At 58.2% G+C, this 20,318-nt stretch carries 15 protein-coding genes, 1 rRNA gene and 2 pseudogenes; 8 read left to right on the plus strand and 10 right to left on the minus strand.

Annotated elements, in window-relative coordinates; all coding sequences use genetic code 11:
• Positions 1-287: 287 nt before the first annotated feature.
• The 3 genes from A0257_12250 to A0257_12260 all read left to right on the plus strand — a co-directional run bounded on the left by A0257_12250 (position 288) and on the right by A0257_12260 (position 5,385).
• Positions 288-4,313 (plus strand): hypothetical protein, encoded by a 4,026-nt coding sequence (locus A0257_12250; GenBank protein ID AMR27787.1) that lies wholly within the window; start codon positions 288-290, stop codon positions 4,311-4,313.
• A 30-nt stretch (positions 4,314-4,343) separates the two neighbouring features.
• Positions 4,344-4,589 (plus strand): hypothetical protein, encoded by a 246-nt coding sequence (locus A0257_12255; protein AMR27788.1) that lies wholly within the window; start codon positions 4,344-4,346, stop codon positions 4,587-4,589.
• Positions 4,590-4,698: 109 nt separating this feature from the next.
• Positions 4,699-5,385, plus strand: coding sequence for a hypothetical protein (locus tag A0257_12260; protein ID AMR27789.1), 687 nt, complete (start codon positions 4,699-4,701; stop codon positions 5,383-5,385).
• Between the two features lie 470 nt (positions 5,386-5,855).
• Here A0257_12260 and A0257_12265 read toward each other — a convergent pair whose 3' ends face one another.
• The 7 genes from A0257_12265 to A0257_12295 form a co-directional block, all read right to left on the minus strand.
• Complete coding sequence (locus A0257_12265; protein ID AMR27790.1) at positions 5,856-6,137, minus strand: hypothetical protein; 282 nt, start codon at positions 6,135-6,137, stop codon at positions 5,856-5,858.
• Between the two features lie 50 nt (positions 6,138-6,187).
• A complete protein-coding gene (locus tag A0257_12270; protein ID AMR27791.1) occupies positions 6,188-6,796 on the minus strand; it encodes a hypothetical protein in 609 nt (202 codons plus the stop codon).
• A gap of 1,162 nt (positions 6,797-7,958) precedes the next feature.
• Positions 7,959-8,147: a hypothetical protein gene (locus tag A0257_12275; protein ID AMR27792.1), complete on the minus strand. Its 189-nt coding sequence runs from the start codon at positions 8,145-8,147 to the stop codon at positions 7,959-7,961.
• Positions 8,148-8,499: 352 nt separating this feature from the next.
• Entirely contained in the window at positions 8,500-9,318 is an 819-nt protein-coding gene (locus A0257_12280; GenBank protein AMR27793.1) for a hypothetical protein, read from the minus strand.
• Positions 9,319-9,366: 48 nt separating this feature from the next.
• On the minus strand, positions 9,367-10,398 hold the full coding sequence (locus A0257_12285) for a hypothetical protein (protein AMR27794.1): 1,032 nt from the start codon (positions 10,396-10,398) through the stop codon (positions 9,367-9,369).
• Positions 10,399-10,434: 36 nt separating this feature from the next.
• Entirely contained in the window at positions 10,435-12,528 is a 2,094-nt protein-coding gene (locus A0257_12290) for a polyphosphate kinase 1 (protein AMR27795.1), read from the minus strand.
• A gap of 146 nt (positions 12,529-12,674) precedes the next feature.
• Positions 12,675-13,166 (minus strand): phosphohistidine phosphatase, encoded by a 492-nt coding sequence (locus A0257_12295; GenBank protein AMR27796.1) that lies wholly within the window; start codon positions 13,164-13,166, stop codon positions 12,675-12,677.
• Positions 13,167-13,236: 70 nt separating this feature from the next.
• Here A0257_12295 and A0257_12300 point away from each other — a divergent pair, with 70 nt between their 5' ends.
• On the plus strand, positions 13,237-14,388 hold the full coding sequence (locus A0257_12300; GenBank protein ID AMR27797.1) for an alkyl hydroperoxide reductase: 1,152 nt from the start codon (positions 13,237-13,239) through the stop codon (positions 14,386-14,388).
• Between the two features lie 284 nt (positions 14,389-14,672).
• On the opposite strand, the gene A0257_12305 is transcribed toward A0257_12300, so the two are convergent.
• Positions 14,673-15,410, minus strand: coding sequence for an ABC transporter ATP-binding protein (locus A0257_12305; protein ID AMR27798.1), 738 nt, complete (start codon positions 15,408-15,410; stop codon positions 14,673-14,675).
• A 386-nt stretch (positions 15,411-15,796) separates the two neighbouring features.
• Between A0257_12305 and A0257_12310 the strand changes: the two genes are divergently transcribed.
• Positions 15,797-16,060 (plus strand): transposase, encoded by a 264-nt coding sequence (locus A0257_12310; GenBank protein ID AMR27799.1) that lies wholly within the window; start codon positions 15,797-15,799, stop codon positions 16,058-16,060.
• A 152-nt stretch (positions 16,061-16,212) separates the two neighbouring features.
• A pseudogene (locus tag A0257_12315) lies at positions 16,213-16,893 on the plus strand (hypothetical protein).
• Positions 16,894-17,000: 107 nt separating this feature from the next.
• On the opposite strand, the gene A0257_12320 reads toward A0257_12315, so the two are convergent.
• Positions 17,001-17,513, minus strand: coding sequence for a hypothetical protein (locus tag A0257_12320; GenBank protein ID AMR27800.1), 513 nt, complete (start codon positions 17,511-17,513; stop codon positions 17,001-17,003).
• A gap of 1,100 nt (positions 17,514-18,613) precedes the next feature.
• Between A0257_12320 and A0257_12325 the strand changes: the two genes are divergently transcribed.
• Together A0257_12325 and A0257_12330 are read left to right on the plus strand one after the other, a co-directional pair.
• Positions 18,614-18,904 carry a hypothetical protein gene (locus A0257_12325; GenBank protein AMR27801.1) on the plus strand — a complete coding sequence of 97 codons (291 nt, stop codon included), beginning with the start codon at positions 18,614-18,616 and terminating at the stop codon, positions 18,902-18,904.
• A pseudogene (locus A0257_12330) lies at positions 18,895-19,743 on the plus strand (hypothetical protein). Before A0257_12325 ends, A0257_12330 begins: the two are co-directional and overlap by 10 nt.
• Positions 19,744-20,177: 434 nt before the next feature.
• On the opposite strand, the gene rrf reads toward A0257_12330, so the two are convergent.
• A 5S ribosomal RNA gene (gene rrf, locus A0257_12335) occupies positions 20,178-20,289 on the minus strand.
• Between the last annotated feature and the right edge of the window lie 29 nt (positions 20,290-20,318).

Below are 20,318 nucleotides of genomic sequence, written 5' to 3' on the forward strand. Positions count from 1 at the left end.
ACAACACGCGGGCGGCGTTGGGTTCGGCCCGGCCGTGGGCTTTCAACGCGAAGCCCTTGGCACGGGTTGAAAAACGGGCTCAACCGCACAATTGGACTTTACGTAGCAGCTTTCGCGCCAAACATCGGGTACGCTTCTTGCAGCTTTTCGCGGACCGGCCGCGCTGGTGCTGATAGTAGTACTTATCTGATAAGGGGTAGTGACTTACCCAGGCCCTGGCGGCCAGGGCAGGGCTTGGCGGCCCCCTGCACCGGCAGCGCCTGCCTACTCTTCGTAATTTTGTCCTTATGACGCTATTTTTCCGCCTTATCTGCTTCCTGGGTTTACTGGCTGCTTTACCGCTTACCGCCGCCGCTCAGCTGGAAGAGCTGGGCGAGGCTGGTGAGTCGGATTTCAACCCGGTGAACCCCAAGCCGAACTACCGGCGCTCGGCCGTGGGCTGGGAAAAATCCCTACCCCCCGATTCGAGCCGCATCCGCTACTCGGTGTTCCTGATTGGCGACGTGGGCAACCCCATTCTGCCCGAGAAAGGGGGCGAGCCGTCGCTCAACTTTATGCGCCAGCAAATGCTGCAGGCCGGCAGCAAAAGTGCGGTGGTGTATCTGGGTGATAATATTTACAACCAGGGCATGCCGCCCGAGGGCAGGTATGACCGCAAAACGGCCGAGGGCCGCCTCAACGCGCAGCTCGACGTGCTGAAGGGCTACAAGGGCGAGAAATACATGGTGCCTGGCAACCACGACTGGATTCAGGGCTACAAGGGCGGGCTGGCGCAGGTGATTCGGGAGCAGGTGTATGCTGAGCAATATTTGGCTAAGGATTCGGCCGAATTTGCCTACACCGGCGACTTTCTGGTGCCGCGCGACGGCTGCCCCGGCCCCTACGAAATCCGGCTGCGCGACGACCTGGTGATGATTGCCATTAATTCGCAGTGGTTTATCACCGACCAGGCCAACCGGCCCTTCGGCGCGGCCTGCGGAGCCAACAATGCGGAGGAAGTGTACGCGCAGCTTGATGAGGTGCTGAAGCGCAACCAGGACAAGCACATCCTGATTGTGACCCACCACCCGCTGTTTTCGGACGGCATTCACGGCGGCTATTTCACGCTGGCCGACCATATATTTCCGCTGAGCATCGTGGCTAAATATGCCTTTTTGCCGCTGCCCATTATCGGCTCCATCTACCCGCTGGCCCGCGAGTACGGCGGCATCGCGCAGGATATTTCCTACCCCGCCTACCAGGACTATAAAAAGAATCTGCTGGCGCTGTTCGCGAAATATCCGAACGTTATTTACGCCAACGGCCACGAGCATAACTTGCAGTATTACGACGATGTGGCGACCAAATCGCACTTCATCACCAGCGGCTCGGGCTGCAAAACCCAGCACGTGAAGCCCGGCAAGGGCGGCGAGGCGCTGTTTTCGGACAAGGAAAAAGGGCTGGCCCGGCTCAACTATTACGACGACGGCGAGGTGTGGGTCGAGTACTTCATTCCAAATGATGCGGACCACGGCCAGACCGCCCGGCGCGTGTTCCGCAAGCAGGTGTATGCCGCGCTGGGCCGCGGCAAAGCCACCGCCAGCCCTAACGGCCCCGCGCCGGCCAATTCGGGCCAGGTCCGCAAGGGCAACCAGCGCAAGGACGACCGCGCCTCGACGGCCGCTAAAAAGCCGGAAGGCGCGCCCGTGGTAACGTCCACGGCCCGCCGGCCCGATTTCAAGGACAGCACCGTGACCGTGGCCGTGAACCCGAGCTACAACCAGCACGGCAAGTTTCACAACTGGCTGCTAGGCAAGCACTACCGGGAGGAGTGGGCTACCCCCGTTAAGTTTCCGGTGCTCGACATTAAGACGGCCGAGGGCGGCTTGATTCCTTACAAAACGGGCGGCGGCAAGCAAACGGCCTCGCTGAAGGTGCGCAACGAAGACGGCTATTACTACACCGTGCGCGGCATCGACAAAGACCCCGCCGCCGTGCTGCCCGAGCAGCTGCGCACCGGCCTGGCCAAGGCCGTGCTGCAAGACCAGGTTTCGGCCCAGCATCCCTACGCGTCCTTCGTGCTACCCCCCCTGGCCACGGCGGCCGGCATTTTACACACCAACCCGCACTACGTCTATATTCCCAACGACCCGGCGCTGGGCCAGTACCAGCCGAAATTTGCTAACACGCCCGCCGCGCTGGAGGAAGACGCCAAGGGCAGCCAGGACCAGGATGCCAGCCTGGACTACGCCAAGAAGCTGGTGAGCACCGACAAGATGCTCGAAAACCTGCTCGAAGACAACGACAACCAGGTGGACCAGCCGGCCTTCGCGCGCTCGCGCCTGTTCGATATGTGGATTGGCGACTGGGACCGGCACGAAGACCAGTGGCGCTGGGCGCAGCGCAAAACCACCGACGGCAGCAAGATTTATACGGCCGTGCCGGAAGACCGCGACATCGCTTTTTTTAAGGGCGACGGGGTCCTACCCTGGCTGATTTCGCGCAAGTTCGCGGTGCGCAATTTCCAGAACTTCGGCTACAACTACGGCGACTACAAGGGCCTCAACCAGACGGGCCTGAGCAACGACCGGCTGTATTTGAGCGGCGTGAGCCGCGAAGAGTGGGTGAAACAGGCCAACATTATGAAGGCCCAGCTCACCGATGAGGTGATTGAAAAAGCCTTCCGCGACAAGTGGCCGGCGCAGATTTATGCCGAGCACGGGGCCGAAATCGTGGCCAAGCTCAAGAGCCGCCGCGACCTGCTGCCCGACGTGGCCGCCAAGTATTCCAACCTGATGAGCGACAAGGTGGAGGTGCGCGGCTCGCAAAAGCGCGAGAAATTTACCGTGACGCGCCTGCCCGACCACCAGACGCGCGTGGTGATGCAGAAAATCAGCAAGAAGGGCCAGCTGACCAAGGTGCTCTACGACCGCACGTTTGACCGCGTGACAGACGAGATTCGCCTCTATGGCATTGCCGGCAATGACGTGTATGAGCTGCGCGGCGACGAGCGCCAGGGCCATAAAATCCGCATCATTGGCGGCACCGGCCGCGACAGCATTGTGGACGACTCACGGGTGGCGGGCATGCGGCACCGCACCCAGATTTACGACGCCGACACCGGCAACGTCATCCTTAATCGCCGGGGCGAAGCCCGCCTGCGCCTGGAGCCGGGCGCCGACGTGAGCCGCTACGACCACCCCAAGCGCTTCGACCTCAAGGACTATCGCCTCAATTACACCGGCCCGGCGCTGTTTTTTGGGTATAATATTGACGACGGCTTCCTCATCGGGGGCGGCGTCACGCACCGGCGCTACGCCTTCCGGCGCGAGCCTTTTGCCTCGGAGCAGACCCTGACGGCCAACTTCGCCCCGACCCGCCAGGCCTATAACCTGCGCTACGTGGGGCAATTCACGAGCGTATTCGGGGGTAAGACCGACCTGCACGTGGCTTCGCGGTACTACGGCCCGCAGCTGCTCTACAACTTTTTCGGCCTCGGCAACAATACCCAGAACATCGCGGTCAAGGACGACAACGCCAGCGTGAGCGCCATCAACGACCTGTACCGGGTGCGCTTCAGCCGCTTCTACGTGGCCCCGACGCTGGAGCGCAACCTATTTGGCTTCGGCAAAATCGGCTTTGGGCCGCAATACGAGCGGTTTCGGGTCGAAACCGGCCCCATCGGCAGCGAGATTCAGAAGGCCATCGGGCCGGATAGGGAAAACCGCTCGTTTGGCATCCGCGCCAGCGATTTTCAGGCTAACCAGTACCTCGGCGGGCTGCTCTACGCCAATATCGACGCGCTTTCCTCGCCCAAAGACCCGCGCATCGGCATTCGGTGGCACAACGAGGCGCAGTATAACTGGCAGCTCAACGGCGAGAAGCTGCGCTACGGCCGCCTCACGTCGGAGCTGAGCGCCTACCTCACGCCCAACTTCCCGTTTCGCCTCACCTACGCCGGCCGGCTGGGGGTGGCGCACAACGTGGGCGACTACCGCTTTTATCAGGCCAACACGCTGGGCGGCACCACCAACCTGCGCGGCTACCGCCGCACGCGCTTCGCGGGCCGCAGCACCGTTTATGGCAACTTCGAGGCCCGCCTGCACCTGTTCAAGTTCAACGCCTACCTCTTCCCCGGCGAGTTTGGCGTGCTGGGCCTGGCCGACGCCGGCCGCGTGTATTCCGACAACGACACGCGCGCGGGCCTCAATGCCCTGCACACCGGCTTCGGCGGCGGCGCTTTCGTGAGCATCCTCACGCAGGCCATCATTAACGTTACCTACACCGTGGGCGAGGAAAAGCTGGTGTTTTTAGGGTTTGACTTCCTATTTTGAGGAGGGTGCGGGGCTTGCCCCCGCCCGTCGTTGAACGACTCGCAGTGGTTTCGTTCAACGACGGGCGGGGGCAAGCCCCGCTCCCTACTTCGGAATTCCGACCCGCTGCTCAGGGCCGCCGACACGCTGCTTGATGCCGCCGATATCCTACTTTGGCTAAAATATATCCTACTTGGAGTGGCCGACACGCTGCTCGGTGTAGCAGATATCCTACTCGGGCCAAAAAGTATTCTACTTGCCGCGTCAGATTGCTGCCAGGGGGTAGGCGATGGGTGACCGAGTAGCGGAAAAATACCCGGTTCATCTTACATTCATGAAGTACATTAGCCCCGGCTTAGCCGTGACTGGCTGGGAAAGTCCTACCCCATCTCTTTTTTTCAACTGCATGACCGACGCGGAAATCAATTTTCAAAACATGGCTACCCAGGTGCTGACCCTGCTCACCGCGCAGCGCCCCGCCTGGGAGCCCGCCTACCAAAAAATGCTACCCGACTACCAGGCCCTGCAAGCGGCCCTGGCCGACCTCGACACCAAGGCTCAGCAGCGCAGCGGCAGCAGCACCAAGGGCTACACCGAGGCCAAGGACCTGGCCGAGCTGGCCACCCTCGACGCGGCCATGCCCGTGGTGCAGGGCCTCAAAGCCCTGTACCTGGAAGGCGGCTACCCCCACCTGACCAGGGTAACGGCCTACTCGCGCTCGGGCCTCGACGACCTGCGCGGCACCACGCAGGTGGCCGCCTTCGAAGACCTCTACACCACGGCCCTACCCCTGGCCCCGGCCCTGGCCGAGGAGCTGGTGACCGCCGCCCAGCTGCAAGCCCTGCACGATTGCATCCTGGCCTACAAGCCGCTGCTGGGCACCCCGCGCCAGCAAGCCACCACCGGCAGCGCCCTGCGCGAAGCCGCCGTGCGCCACCTGGCCGAAGCCCGCCAGGCCCTCACCCGCCTCGACGTGCGCGTGCCCAACCTGCGCGCCACCCTCCCCGACCTGGTGGCGGCCTACGAAAAAGCCCGCGTCATCGTGAATGCCGGCCACGGGCACAAGGCGAAAGCCAGCGCGGCCGCCGCGTAAGGAAGCCGTAGTAGAAAGCCCCGGCTGCCAGCGTGGCGGCCGGGGCTTTTTCTGTGATTAGCAGAATAGACTACTTCTTGGCTGAGCGTTTGGGAGCGGCACTTTTCGTTAGCAAAGCATTCACGCACAGAGTACGTTAGGGCTTTGCTACTCCCGAACGATTAAGCTAGACTTCATTGGTTTATTCTCGTTCAAGTAGTGATTTTTACCTTCTAATCACCCAGTTTTATGGCCAAAAAAGCAGCCTCCGAACAAACCTCTGCCAAAGTTGCCTCGAAAGCTTCGAAGCAGCTGAGCAGCGAGAAAACTTCTGCCGCTGGCAAAAGCGTGGCTGGGTCGGCCCTGACGCAAGCACCCAATAAGCCGAAGAAGGGCGGAAAGTAGTAATAGCGCAAACTAAAAAAGACCCTTGCCATCTGGCTAGGGTTTTTTTTGCTGGGTAAGGGTGCGGTGGCAGATAATTTTCGACCTTAGTGAGCTTGGTGCTTGCTAAGTCGGTCTAGGCCGGCGCGGCGGTCCGGGTTAGCCACCAATTCAGCCTCTTCGCGCTGCTCGTCCAAGCGGCCGATGAGGCGCATAATGGCGGACACTTGCTCGTTGGAGAGCGTGGCGGCTTGCTGGTGCAACCGGGCAGTCAGCAGGTCAATCAGGGGCGTGAGCATCGGCGTTTCGGCAGTCGTTAGCATATCGGCCAGCAACTGAAGGCCGGGCCAGGCCGGAGCAGCCGCAGGCACGGTTGGTAGCGCCGACACCGGAACCCGAACGGTTGAACTTGATAGGTGAGCCATAGCGGTGCGCAAGGTTATAGTTCGAGTAACTCTATTTCGGTGTAAGTAGTTGCCTGCCTGATGTTCACTAGCCGAAAGCGAGTGTTGGGTAAAAATAACACTTCGCGCTCGGCCATTGCCGGGTCCCGGCTGTTTTCTCCCCGATGCGATACCGCATCCACGTAGCGGCTCGATTTGGAAAGGATATACAGCAGGCAATTTTTGGGACGGGTTACGAAACTTGTCAGGTGCTCTAGCGCCACCCGCCGCGAAGTGCTAGCCGATAGGAACGTTGGCCACGTGATGGCGGCTGGCGCAGAAGTAAGCCCAATGGCTGCCAGTAGTCGCATAGCTTTCAGGTCGTCTTCATTCCACCACTCAGCGCTATACACCGGGCCACGATAGGGCGGTAGCTTGGCCAGCGCCGCCGCCAGCGCTTGGCCTAGCGGCTCCTCGTTGCTGCCGGCGGCTTGGCGAAGCGGGTCCTTTATGGCTTCGGAGCCGTCACGGGTATAGTAATAGAGCAGGGCTTTTTCCGGAAGGCTCAACTCCGGCAGGGCAGCGGCATAACCGCCTTGCTGCACGGCCCGCAAGGCTTGGGCAAGTTTTGGGGTAGTGAAATCAAGCCGGTCAATAGGTTGCATAGTACTTAAAAAACCCGCCAGCCTTAGCGGCCCAACCGCCACGCCTCAAAGGCAGCTTTGGCGGCGGCCCAGCCCGCCTCGGCCGCCTCGCGCAGGGCTCAGCCGGTAGTAGCGCCGTTCTGAATTAAGCTCCTTTCATCAGCGCGATTTAGCCGCCGTGAGGCCGTAGATGTAAAATAGTCGAACTGCAAGGCTTTCACTTTCTGACTGCCCACGTAGCCGCTGGCAATAGATTGCTGCCAGAGTTACAGTTTCTCCACGTGGGCCGCAAAGTTGGACAAGGCTACTTCGGGGTTGTAAGCGGTGAGGGGGGTAGGGGCGCGTCGGCGGGGAAGAGGGGGAAGCATGTAAGGGGTAATTTGAAATTAATTTTCAATGCGATTATCTATACCCGGCATTTTAACTTCTTCATCAACGGAGTATTGTATCAAGGTATACAACTGCGACCCTCTATCTGTCAAATCCCAAACTACGCGAGTAAGAATTCTCGATAATGACCCACCTATGTCTTCTCTTGGCTTTAAATCTCTTGTGATAATTAATCCTAACCGATATAATTCTTGCAAGCCGTCCTCAACAGTTGAATAAAATGCCTTGTTATCCGCTTGCTCTTTATTAAGGCTGTCTCTTACGGCCCCAGTAGTAGGGTTAGGTTGTAAATGGCACACTGACACAAAAATAGTCTTCAAACTAATTTTAATGTTTTCATCCTTTTTAGAATATATGACAGTCTTATCTAGAACGTCCTGTAGCAAATCCTTTTTACTATTTATTTGAAGTTTAGCTAACTGGTCTGTTAAAGCTCTATTTTCCCTAATTAATCCCGCGAGTTCTTCCACTACCTGCGGGCTGGCCGCTTCCGTAGCCCTCACCCAGCCAGTGCGTGGATGGGTAATAAAGGTTTCAATTAATCCATTTGAAACCAGCAAAGCTAAATTGTCGGTCGAACGCCAGAAGCTAACCATTCGGTTTTTGTTTTTGCTTTTGAATGCCTCCAGCTTTACGGCTTGCTCACCTTTAGCGATTAGTTTAGGCAACCAATCGGCATCATCATGAATAATGACTCCTAAGCATGGTACGCCTTGCGCTTGCGCGTATTCGTATTCTTTTTCCGTATAGCCTACGCCGTCAGGCGCTTCCGAGCCGTAGCGGTGCGCCAGTATTACGACGTAGTAATCGCAATTATCAATGTATCGCTTAATAATTTCCCCTGGGTATCATTGCCCGCGTTGAACATCTCCATGCCTACGGGCAAATGACCAATACGCAATATAGTTTTCACCACTTCGTCGCGCTGCGTTTTAAGGTCTTCGTAAGTGGAACTGATGAAAACCTGGTATTTCTTTGCCACGAGCTATATAAATTGGGTCAGCAAGATACTAGCGCCACGGGCCGCACCTCCCGGTACGGCCCGTTGGAATCTGCTAACTCTTCAACTACTCCCTACCCCAGCCGCGCCAGCAGCGGCTGGGGTAGGGAGTAATTGCTTTTGCCCCGCTTGTGTTTTTGCAGCAGGCCACCGGGTTCGGCTAGCTGACTGAGGTAGTTGGCGGCGGTGAGGCGGCTCACTTTCAGCTTCTGCTGCACAAACTCGATGCAGCGATAGCAGGAATAACGTGTAAAGAAAAGGCCACTTTGCTTTCCATAACTTGCAACACGTATAAAGCAAACCGGCTTCTTCTTTACAGGAAGTCCCTACCCCCCTACAAAACGCCCTTCAGCCAACTCTGAGCCAAACTGGGCCAAGCTTCAGCGGCCGGGTTGCCTTTGCGCAGGCCGTAGCCGTGGCCGCCTTTGGGCGCTACGTGAAACTCGAAGGGGATTTTATTGGCCCGTAGCGCCATACCTAGGCTAAACGGGATGTTGTAGGGGTCGTCGCTGGCCACGAACACGAACACCGGGGGCGTGGCGGCACTCACCGGAATCTCGGGAATCAGGTGCCGGTCCTCGCCCGTGGATAGGGAGCCGGGGTAGATGAGCAGCGCAAAATCGGGCCGGGCCGACGTGGAGTCGGCGGCATCGGTGGGCGCGTAGGTGCGGTGGGCAAAGTCGGTGGCCCCGCGGGCCGACAGGTTGCCGCCGGCCGAAAAGCCCATGACCCCAATCCTGGCCGGGTTCAGCTTGAACTCGCCGGCCCTGGCCCGCACCAGCCGCAGGGCGCGTTGCAGGTCCTGGAGGGCGGCTTTTTGCTGGTTGGGCACGCTGTATTGCAGCACGAAGGCGGTGTAGCCCAGGCTGTTCAGCCAGTCTGCGATTTCGGTGCCTTCCAGGTTCCAGGCCAAAAAGCGGTTGCCCCCGCCGGGACTGATGATGACGGCCGCGCCGTTGGCCTTGCGTTTGGGCCGGTGCACTTCCAGCAGCGGCACCGTGATATTCGTTAGTTTCAGCACCTTATGCAGGGTGTCGAGGGTTTGCTGCGGCGGGCCGCCGGGGCGGGCGGGCCACAGCGGAAGGATTTCTTTTTGCTGCGCGAAGCCCGGCAGCGCAAAGCCAAGCAGCAGAACGAACAATAGCTTCTTCATACGGCTGGCCAATGTACGATACTTGTTAGCGCGGTTTCGGAGGCGGCCCTACCCCCGCAACGCCGCTGCCACGGCATCGAGTCGGCGCACCAACTCCTCGTTGCTGGGGAAGAAGGGGCGCAGCTCGGCAGGCAGGGTGTCGGTGAGAGTATAAGTGGCTACGCCGATGGGCTTCTGCATGTCGCGCAACGCAAACTCTACCACCGTGCGCTGCTTGCTCTGGCAAATGATAATGCCGATGCTGGGCTGTTCATGCGGCTTTTTCAGCTGCTCATTCAGTAGCGAGAGGTAGAAGTTCATCTTGCCCGCGTATTCGGGCCGAAACTCGGTAATCTTCAGCTCCACGGCCACTAGGCATTGCAGCTCACGGTGAAAAAGCAGCAGGTCGATAAAATACTCCTGGTCTTCGAGCGCCAGCCGGTACTGGTTGCCGATGAAGGCGAAGTCGCCGCCCATCTCCACCAAGAAGCGGCGCACGTTGCCAATCAGCGCCTGCTCCAGCTCATATTCGGAGTGCTCGGGCGTGAGGGCCAAGAAGCCGAACGTGTACTCATCCTTCAGCGCCAGCGTGGCGGCGGGCAGCTGGGCAGGGGGTAGGGTGTCGGGAAAATTGTGTTGCGCCCGCACCGTGCTGTCGTAGGCGCGGGCCCTGATTTGCTGGGCTAATACCACTTTAGTCCAGTGATATTGCTTGGTTTGGGTGAGATAATAAAGCCGCTCCGCAGGAGTCTTACACTTCTCGAAAATCAGCACATTATGGGTCCAGCTAATTTCTCGCACCAATGGTGCGAGAAATTCATCGCCTTGATATTCCAGGAAAAAACTGCGCATTCGCCAGAGATTAGACTCAGAAAAACCACTCATGCCTACGAACTCCGTTTGCAGGTCGTGGGCCAGGGTAGCGACCACGCTTTTGCCCCAGCCGTGCGCCTGCTGGCGCTCGGCAATGAGCTGGCCCAGGTCCCAGTACAGCTGCATCTGCTGCTGGTTTACTTGCTGGAGGGCGCGGTACTGGGCGGCGCGCACGCGCTGCTTCACGGCGGTGAGCAGTTGGTGGTAGTCGGGCGGAGTTGGTTTCATCGCGGCAATATAGGACTAAGCCGCTTAACGCATTAGCTATTTCGCCCGTCGCCTACCCCCTAGTTTTTTCAGGTACTGATATTGTGCCTCCTGGGCGCGCACCACGGGTTCACCCGCGGCGGGGGGGGTAGGGAGCTCGTTGGCAAAGTCGCGGGCCTTCATGTTGTCCTGGCGCTCCAGGTCGAGCAGGTGGCGGATTTGGGCGCGCAGGCTTTCGTCAAGAATGGGAAAGGCCACTTCCACGCGGCGGTCGAGGTTGCGGCCCATCCAGTCGGCCGACGACACGTACACTTTTTCCTCGCCCCCGTGGCCAAACACGTAGATGCGGGCGTGCTCCAGGTAGCGGTCAACCAGACCGCGCTGGCTGATGGTGTCGCTCAGGCCCGCCTCGCCGGGCAGCAGGCAGCCAATGCCCCGAACGAGCAGCTCAATGCGCACCCCGGCCTGGCTGGCCGCGTAGAGCGCGGCAATCATGCCGGGGTCTTCCAAAGAATTCACTTTCAAGAGAATATACGCCTCTTCGCCATGCTTGGCGCGGGCAGCCTCGGCGGCAATGAGCTTGAGCAGCTGCTTGCGCAGCGTGAAGGGTGCCACCAGCAGGTGGTGCAGGTGGCTGGGCTCATCGCCCGTGACGAAGTAGCGAAATACTTGGTCCACCTCCGCCACGATTTCAGAGTTGACCGTGAACAACCCGTGGTCGGCGTAGAGGTGGGCGGTGGCCTCGTTGAAGTTGCCCGAGCTGAGGTAAGCGTAGCGCTGGGGCTGGTCGTCGGCCTCGGCGCGGCGCGTGATGAGCAGCAGCTTGGCGTGGCACTTGAGCTCGGGCGGCGTGAGGATAACGTGTGCGCCGGCGCGCCGCAGCCGCTCGGCCCAGTGAATATTACTTTCCTCGTCGAAGCGCGCTTTCAGCTCCACTACGGCCGTCACCTGCTTGCCGTTTTTCAGAGCTTTGAGCAGGGCCTTGGCCACCGCGCTCTTGGGCGCCACCCGGTAGAGCGTGATACTGATGGCGCTCACGCGCGGGTCGTGGGCGGCTTCGCGCAACAGGCGCGGCACCACGTCGAAGCTCTGGTAGGGCGGGTGTAGCAGGTGGTCGCGCTGGGCGAGGGTAGGGAGCAGCGGCCCGGTGCGCGGCAGGGTAGGGTGCGGCAGCTCGGGCCAGGCGGGGTTCAGCAGGTCCTTGCGCCCGAAGTCGGGAAAGCCAAAAAAGTCGCGGAAATTATGGTAGCGGCTACCCTCCACCAGCTCCTCGTCCGCGATGCCGGTTTTTTGCTTGATGGCCCGCAGCACCTCTTTGGGCGTGGCGGGGTCGTAGAGCAAGCGGGCGGGGTAGCCGGTGGCGCGCTTGGCCAGGCTGTTCTTGATTTTGGCCATCAGGTCGCCCGATACTTCCTCTTCAATGTCCAGCTCCGCGTCGCGGCTGAGCTTCACGGAGTTGACCTGCACCTGCGCGTAGGCCGGAAACAGCCCGGCCGCACCGGCGCGCACCACATCGTCCAGAAACAGCACCAGGTGCGGGTCGGCCGCGGTGCCCGCGCCGCCGGGCAGCGCCACAAAGCGGCCGCCGTGGCGCTTCGTGGGCAGCTCCATCACCACCACGCGCTCGCTGGCAGCCTGCTTTTTTTTACCCACCACACCGTGCGGCTGGCTGAGAAAGAACGTGAGGTAGGTGGCCTGGTCTTTCAAAAAAAGCTGGTGCAGCGTATCATCCAGCACCACGGGCGAGAGCAGGTCGCGCACCTTGTCCTGAAAATATGCCTTCACCCACTCGCCCTGCGCCTCGGTTAGCTCTTCTGCGGTCAGCAGCCGGATGCCCGCCGCGCGCAGCTCGGGCTGCAGCACTTCGCGGAAGGTGTGGCCAAACGCCTCTTGCTGGCGTTGCACTTCGGCCAGCACCTCGGCCAGCAGGCGCTTGGGCCGCTCCTGGGGCAGCTGGGCGCGGGTCTTCTTCTTGAGCTTGACCAGCCGCCGCAGGGTAGCCACGCGCACCTTAAAAAACTCGTCCAGATTGGCCGAGAAAATGGCCAGAAACTTGAGGCGCTCCAGCAGCGGCACCGTGGGGCACTGCGCTTCCTGCAGCACGCGGGCATTGAAGCGCAACCAACTCAGGTCGCGGGGTAGGGTTTTCAAAGGCTTCGGCAGATTAGACAAAAACGTAACAAATGCCCGCCCGGCGGGGGTAGGGCGTTGTACGCAATTCCTGGGCCGGGCTACTACTACCCCTACCCTACCTCCACATTCCTACCAATAAACTTATCTGCCGTGGCGGCAGGCTATCAGCTTTTGGGGCTATCGTAGAAGTAAAACTCGGCGTTTTGGGGCACGATATCGACCCATTTTTCAGTCTGAAAGCGCAGGCAGATGACGGCGGCCGTAGGCATCTCACCGCTTAGGGGCGAGGGCGAGAGGTGGTTGGCCACGTCGGTGAGGGTAGGGTTGTGGCCGGTCAGCAGCACGGCCGGGGCGGTGTCGGGCAGACCCCGGATAACGGCCAGCAGGGTATCGACATCGGCCTGGTAGATATCTGGCTCCACCACGATATTGGCCGACGAATACTTCAGCTCGCGGGCTACCAGGACGGCGGTGCTCATGGCCCGCACGGCCGGCGAGCTCACGATGAGGTCGGGCACGATGCGGCGCCCGGCCAGGGCCTTGCCCATGCGCGGGGCATCGTCGCGGCCCCGGTCGTTGAGTGGGCGCTCCTGGTCACTGAGTTCATCAAAACTCCAGCTCGACTTAGCGTGGCGCATTAGGTATAAAGTTCTCATGGTACGAAGCTAGGGAAGAGGGCGTAAACTGGCCCGCCGAAAACTACCGCCCTCGTTGTACATTGTTGGCATGAAAACCTCCTCCCTTTTCCCCAGTGCCGCGCTGGTCCTGCTTCTCAGCCCCGCCCTGGCCTGGGCGCAGGGCGGGGCCTATACGCTGCAAGGCAAATTTGGCAGCAAGGACATTGTCAAGGTTTACCTTCGTTCCATCACCGGCGCTACCACCAAAGTGGATTCGGCAACAGTGAAAAACGGTCGTTTTTCCTGGAAAGGCGTGGTAAATGAGCCAACCACTGCCTACTTATTTACGGCCAAGCTGCACAAGGATTTTAGAAAAAGTACCACCAGAGGCTTGGTGCTGTACCTGGAGCCGGGCAACATCCGTATTAGCAGCCCCGATTCACTGCTACACGCCACTACTGGCGGCACCCCGCTCAACGAGGCCAATGCCCGGCTGATAGCCGCCACCAAAGTACCGGATGAGCAGATGCGAAAACTGATGGCGGACTACCACGCCGCCACGCCGGCGCAGCGCCAGGACAAAGCATTGGAGGCCCGCATCGACCAGCAGTCCGATGCCATCGAGGCTGAGCGAAAACCCCTGCTCAAACAATTTATTCAGGCAAATCCCCAGAGCTTGGTGAGCCTGGCGGCCCTCAACGACCTGGGCGGCTACCAACTTGACCCTGTTGAGGTTGAGCCGGTATATAACCTGCTGGCGCCAGCCGTGCGCAACAGTAAAGGTGGCCAAGTGTTTGCCGCTAAGCTTGCTGTCGCCAAAGTCACCGCAATAGGCGCGCTAGCGCCCAACTTCACCCAGAACGATGTGAATGGCAAGCCAGTGAAGCTCAGCGATTTCCGGGGTAAGTACGTGCTGGTCGATTTCTGGGCTAGCTGGTGCGGCCCCTGCCGCCGTGAAAACCCCAATGTGGTAGCCAATTACAACCAATATAAAACCCACAACTTCACGGTGCTGGGCGTGTCGCTCGACCGGCCCACCGGCCGCGCCGCCTGGCTGAAAGCTATCGAAAACGACCACCTAACCTGGACCCACGTGTCGGACCTCAAGTTCTGGAAAAACGACGTGGCCATACTCTACGGTATTCAGGCCGTGCCCCAAAACCTGCTCATCGGCCCCGACGGCCGCATCGTAGCCAAAAACGTGCGTGGCGAAGAGTTGGGCAAAACCCTGGCCGCCCGGTTGCCCGCCGCTTCGCAATAAGCTGGCCTGCAGACCCATCGCCTACGTAAATAGCCAGCCCCACCGGGGCTGGCTATTTACGTAGGTGCGCAATTGCTTCGGGTGCTGGCAGGGGGTAGGCCCCTCTACCCTCCCTGCCAGCCTGAGAATGCCTGGCAGCCAAACTAGCCCACGCGGCGGACCAGCAGTTCGCGCAGCGTCTCGATGTTGTGCTTGCTTTAGGCTGAGAGGAATACCACTGGGGCGGGCAGGTGAGCTGTGACGGAGGCTTGCAATGATAGCCGATTAATACGCCCCATTGCCTGCTAATCAAATACTTTGCGCTTGAACTCGAAATTGCGGCCCAAGTACACACGGCGCACGGTTTCGTCTGCGGCTAGTTCCTCAGCGGTACCAGCTTTCAGGAGTTTGCCCTCAAACAAGAGGTAGGCGCGGTCCACGATGCTGAGCGTCGAATTCACATCATGGTCGGTGATGAGGATACCGATGTTGCGGTTTTTGAGCTTGGCTACTATACCCTGAATTTCCTCGGTCGCGATGGGGTCGACGCCCGCAAAGGGCTCGTCGAGCAGCACAAATTTGGGGTTTACGGCTAAGGCGCGGGCTATCTCAGTACGTCGGCGTTCGCCGCCGCTCAGCACCTTGCCCATGTTCTTGCGCACGTGACTTAAACTAAATTCATCGAGCAGCTCCTCCACTTTATCAAGTTGGGCCTGCCTGGACATATCCGTCATTTCGAGCACGGCCAAGATATTTTCCTCTACACTCAGGTCACGAAACACACTGGCTTCCTGGGCGAGGTAGCCCATGCCACGTCGCGCCCGCTGGTAGATAGGCAGACGCGTCACCTCCTCATCGTCAAGGAAAATGCGCCCACCATTGGGCTTCACCATGCCTACCATCATATAGAAGCAGGTTGTTTTTCCAGCACCATTGGGTCCTAGTAGCCCCACTATCTCACCCTGCGCCACGCTGAGCGACATATCGTTAACAACGGTACGGGCCTTATATTGCTTGACGAGGTGCTCGGCGCGAAGAATCATATGCGGGACAAAGATAGAGTTGGGGGTAGGGGTAATCAGCAAGGGGAGCGCATAACAATAAAATGCCCAGTGCGGAATAACAGCACGGATACTTATTATAAATCCGTAAGCTATTACGGGGAAACTGAAAAAGTGAAAGCTACAACATACTATTTGCTTAGTTGTACTCGTCACGAAATAAGTACCCGTTAGTAAATAGTTTATGTTAAAACAGACGGTCATGCTCATCTGGCGTCCGCTTGTCGAAGCATCTTTACTGCGTAACTAACTCTAAACGTTGAGATTACTCTCGTGGCAGAGATGCTTCTGTAAGCTCCCCTGGTAAGTAGGCCAGTGAAAAGTAGAGAGAAGTAGTAACTTTTCACTTTCTCTATTTTTAGCTCGTCATGAAAAAGAGTCGTTTCAGCGAAGCCCAGATTCTGGGTATTTTGCGTCAACAGGACCAGGGCCAGACGGTAGCCCAGATTTGCCGGGAGCACGGCATCAGCGACGCCACGTTTTACCAGTGGAAAAATAAGTTCGGCGGCATGAGCGTGAGCGAGTTGCAGCGCCTCAAGCACTTGGAGGACGAAAACCGCCGCCTCAAACAGCTCTATGCCGAGCTGAGTCTGGAAAACCAGGTAATCAAGGAAGTCTTGCGAAAAAAGTAGTCACCCCCACGGCCCGGCGGCAAGTAGCCCATTACGCCTGTGAGCGGGGGCTGAGCCAACGCAGGGCCTGTACGCTTGTGGGCTTGGACCGCGGCAGCTACGCCCCGCCCCCGAGCGGGGGCTGTGGGGGACTTCAGCCGAGCGACACGGAGCTGGTCGCTCAGCTCCAGGCGCAGGTCCAGCGGCATCGGGGGTAGGGCTTCTGGAAATACTACTACCGGTTACGCAAACTGGGCGTGCTGGTTAACCACAAGCGCTTATGGCGTATCTATCAGCTGCTGAGCTTACAACTGGGTAAGCGTCGGAAGAAGAAACGGCTGCCCGAGCGCCTCAAGCGTCCCTTGGAAGTGCCGCTACAACCTAATGTGTGCTGGTCGCTGGACTTTAGGAGCGATGCCTTAACCAACGGCCGGCGTTTCCGCACGCTGAACGTGGTCAACGAGTGGAACCGGGAAGTGCTCGGCATCGAAGTGGCTTTCTCCCTGCCGGCCACGCGTATGGTGGCCTTGCTCACCCGCCTAGTTAGCCGTTACGGCCCACCCGCCCGGATTCTGGTGGACAACGGCCCCGAGCTTATCAGCCAGGTGCTACAGACCTGGTGCCAGGACTAGCACATCGGGCTGCACTGGATTCAGCCGACGAGCCCGACACAAAGCGCCTATATTGAACGTTTTAACGGCTCGTTTCGCCGCGAGCTGCTCAACGCCTATCTCTTCACCAACCTAAGCCAGGTGCGCGAGCAGTGCCAGAGTTGGCAGTACGATTATAATCACCTGCGGCCTCACGAGGCCCTTAACTTCCTAACTCCCATTGAGTTTCGTCAAGCTGCCTAACCTCTACTTTTGACTGGCCTACTTTGGGGGGAAGCTTACACTTCGACAAGCTCAGCATGATGTGATGTGCTTTATAGCAAAATAATTAGCAACGGGTACTTAAGTAATCACGCAGAATTAAGTAAGAGTAAGTTGTTCGTGTTTTTAATGATTAGCTCACTAAAATTAATGTTGTAAACTCCCCCATACTGTTTAAAAATGGAGAGAATGGCTTTTTTTAACGTTCCCCAAGTTTTGTAATTAACTTTTGTCAACCAGGTGTATTTACAAAATCGCCATAGAATTTCAATCGGATTCAAATGGGGACTATACGTGGGCAAATAAAAGATAAAAAAATCCGCCTCTTCCCATTTTTCCAACTCCTCTTTGATAACTTGCGCGTGGTGAATAGAGCCATTGTCGAGGATAATCACATAGGGTTTGGGATGCGGCCGGCTAGCAAAATCAGCTAACGCCTCGCGGATAAAAAGACTATCCAGTGGTTTTTCCTGGTGGTAAACCGTTAGCTGACCAGCTAAACTTAGTAAGCCGAATACATTTAACCTTTTGTTGTTTCGGCGCGCAAATCGCCGTTGTGTCACCCCCTTTTTTTGCCAGGCATACGGCACATAGGGTTGCATTGTGAAGCCGGCTTCATCGCCAAAATAAAGGTCAATGTACCCTAATAACCAAAGCGTTAGTAAGAGCTTCCAGCGCTCGTATCCCGCTTCATACGCCGCCGGGTCTTGCCCTTGATGGGTACACCGGCGGACGCGACGCCAGGAATAATCGTTTTTTTTAGAAAGCGCTTAACCGTATCCGAACTCATGGGTAGTTGCAATTCATGGATTAATTCGGCCTGAATAGCTTTTACATTTTGACAATGCTTTTCTACCGCCTTATCTAGGGAGTTGATATGGGTCGTAGTCGTCATTTTTAGAATGGGTTGCCGCCCTTGTCCACTACGTCGATATAATCCAGTAATGCCGTTAGTCTCCCATGCTTTCACCCAAGTAGTCATCGTCGTACTGCTGATGACTAGGTAGTCGATAACCGCTTTGTAACTTAATCCTGCATGATTTAGTAACAACCCATGACATTTCTTTCTAAATTCGGATTTGGGATAATGGTTGGCACCTTCTTGAAGCGTGATGCGCTCACTTTCTGTTAGCGCGATGTGTTTCTCGTTAGGATGCATAACCAAAGATACGTACTCTGAACTAAATTTGCGTGATTACTTAGCTTGCGAATTGAGGACATGAAATTTAAGGTCATGTCCTTCCCTCACAAAACCAGACCACTCTAAAGCAGAAAAATCGGGCACTTGTCTTACCTTAAAAATTCAGACAATGCCTTGAAAAGACCAAGGTTCGGGCCTGCCGGATTATTGGCTGGCAGCGAACAGTTGGTCCTAGAAAGCCCGTGGCCAGGACGAAACCGTATTGCGCCAACGCCTGAGCGAGTTAGTTCAGGTGCGTATTCGCTATCGTTGCCAGCGACTCCATAGGCTACTATATCGCGCAGGCTGGCTGAATAATCACAAGCGGATACCATCGCCTTTACTGTCTGGAAGACTAGTACTTACGCAGTGAGAGTCCCAAGCGCAGCCGGACTGCGGCGCACCGCCTGGAACAAGTACTACTAGGCCGCCCCAACAATGCTGGAGCCTAGCTGTTGTGGCCGGAAACCTGTAGTACTCCCCAAAAGTTGGACAGTGAAGACGGGCTAGCTTAGCTCGCTTATGACCCCGAAACGTACCCGCCGTCGCTACACGGCCGAGTTCAAAGCTGAGGTAGCGCTGGCCGCCCTCACCGAGCGCCAGCCCCTGGCCGAGTTGGCCGCCCACGACCAACTGGCCGTGACCCAAATCACGCGCTGGAAGCTGCAATTGCGCCAGCAGGCAGCGCAGGTCTTTGCCGACACGCCGACGCCCGTCGCGGCGGTGCCGGACATAGAGCCCCTGTACGCGGCCATCGGCCGGCTGCAAATGGAGAACGCGCTGCTAAAAAAAACGCTGGGGCTATGTCAGTAGCCCAGCAACGCGCCCTAGTCGCCCAGCCCGACCCCGGTAACTCCGTGCAGGCCCGCTGCCAGGCCCTGGGCCTGGCGCGCAGTAGTTTTTACTACCAGCCCTGCGGGGAGAGTGCCTACAACCTCGACCTTATGCGCCTGCTGGACGAGGAGTTCACGCAGCATAATTTCAAGGGCGTGCTGGGCCTACGCGACCACCTGCGCCTGGCGGGTCACGTTGTCAACGCGAAGCGGGTGCGCCGGCTCGTGCGCCTGATGGGTCACGAGCCGGTCTACCCCAAACCGCGCCTGAGTATACCTGGCCAGGGCGTTACGCCCTATCCGTAACTGCTGCGCGAGCGCCCGGCCACGGCCCCGAATGAGGTGTGGAGCACCGATATTACCTAAGTGCCGATGGCCAAGGGCTTCCTCTACCTGGCCGCCGTGCTCGACTGGCACTCCCGCTATGTGCTGAGCTGGCAGCTCTCCAACACGCTCGACGTGGGCTTTTGCCTGCAAGCCTTAGCCGCTGCTTTGCGCGTGGCCCCGGCCCCGCATATCTTCAATTCCGACCAGGGCAGCCAGTTTACGAGCCTGGCCTATGAGCAGGCCTTGCTGGCCGCTGGCTGCCGTATCAGCCGCGACGGCCGGGGCCGCGCCACCGACAACGCCTTCATCGAGCGCCTCTGGCTCACCGTCAAGTGGGAGCATATCTATCTCAATCCGGCCGACGACGGCCACCATCTGCACCACCAATTACAGGCGTACTTTGCTTACTACAACCACCGCCGACCGCACCAAAGTCTGAGTGGCCAAACCCCGGCTCAGGTCTTCGCGCAACCTTCCTTTACCCAAGAATAACCCTATTACTTAACAAGTCCCGCTAAACTGTCCAGTTTTTGGGGAGTAGTACAACCTCTTCAATGGCCGCAAAATCCGCGCTTTAACGTTAGCCAATAACTGTAGTAGCCAGTGCTTAACCATTCACATGGGGCCGTAGCTTAAAGGCGAAGACATGATAGCGGTAATGCAACACTCCCATTAAGAGTTGAGCTTAATACCCGAGCGTATCTAAGTTGATAACGGAAGCGTGTTTAGTAGTAAGGCCCTCGACCGCTGAACCTATGACTAGCACGTGATGCTGGACTTCTCCGGACCAGGCAAACTGACAGGTAAAGCGTATATTAAAGCGCTTAACGGCAACTTCCAAGACGAGTGCCTGAATATGTACTAAACGCGAAGAGCCCCCGGCCAGGCGCTGATGAAAGCGCTTGGCCGGGGGCTCAGCAGCAAAAAGTTGGCGGCGACCGACTCTCCCACCGGTGAAGGCAGTACCATAGGCGCACCGGGGCTTAACGACTCTGTTCGGAATGGGAAGAGGTGAACACCCGGGCTAAAGCCACCATTGCTGGCGTTGACATGTCGGGTTCAGTGAC

It is taken from the genome of Hymenobacter psoromatis (assembly GCA_001596155.1).
GTDB lineage: Bacteria > Bacteroidota > Bacteroidia > Cytophagales > Hymenobacteraceae > Hymenobacter.

Bases quoted from the DNA above. Each gene is read 5' to 3' on its own strand.
- A0257_12260 (AMR27789.1), top strand. From the start codon at position 4,699: ATGACCGACGCGGAAATCAATTTTCAAAACATGGCTACCCAGGTGCTG.
- A0257_12300 (AMR27797.1), top strand. From the start codon at position 13,237: ATGAAAACCTCCTCCCTTTTCCCCAGTGCCGCGCTGGTCCTGCTTCTC.
- A0257_12285 (AMR27794.1), bottom strand. From the start codon at position 10,398: ATGAAACCAACTCCGCCCGACTACCACCAACTGCTCACCGCCGTGAAG.
- A0257_12250 (AMR27787.1), top strand. From the start codon at position 288: ATGACGCTATTTTTCCGCCTTATCTGCTTCCTGGGTTTACTGGCTGCT.
- A0257_12320 (AMR27800.1), bottom strand. From the start codon at position 17,513: ATGCAACCCTATGTGCCGTATGCCTGGCAAAAAAAGGGGGTGACACAA.
- A0257_12305 (AMR27798.1), bottom strand. From the start codon at position 15,410: ATGATTCTTCGCGCCGAGCACCTCGTCAAGCAATATAAGGCCCGTACC.
- A0257_12295 (AMR27796.1), bottom strand. From the start codon at position 13,166: ATGAGAACTTTATACCTAATGCGCCACGCTAAGTCGAGCTGGAGTTTT.
- A0257_12325 (AMR27801.1), top strand. From the start codon at position 18,614: ATGACCCCGAAACGTACCCGCCGTCGCTACACGGCCGAGTTCAAAGCT.
- A0257_12310 (AMR27799.1), top strand. From the start codon at position 15,797: ATGAAAAAGAGTCGTTTCAGCGAAGCCCAGATTCTGGGTATTTTGCGT.
- A0257_12280 (AMR27793.1), bottom strand. From the start codon at position 9,318: ATGAAGAAGCTATTGTTCGTTCTGCTGCTTGGCTTTGCGCTGCCGGGC.
- A0257_12270 (AMR27791.1), bottom strand. From the start codon at position 6,796: ATGCAACCTATTGACCGGCTTGATTTCACTACCCCAAAACTTGCCCAA.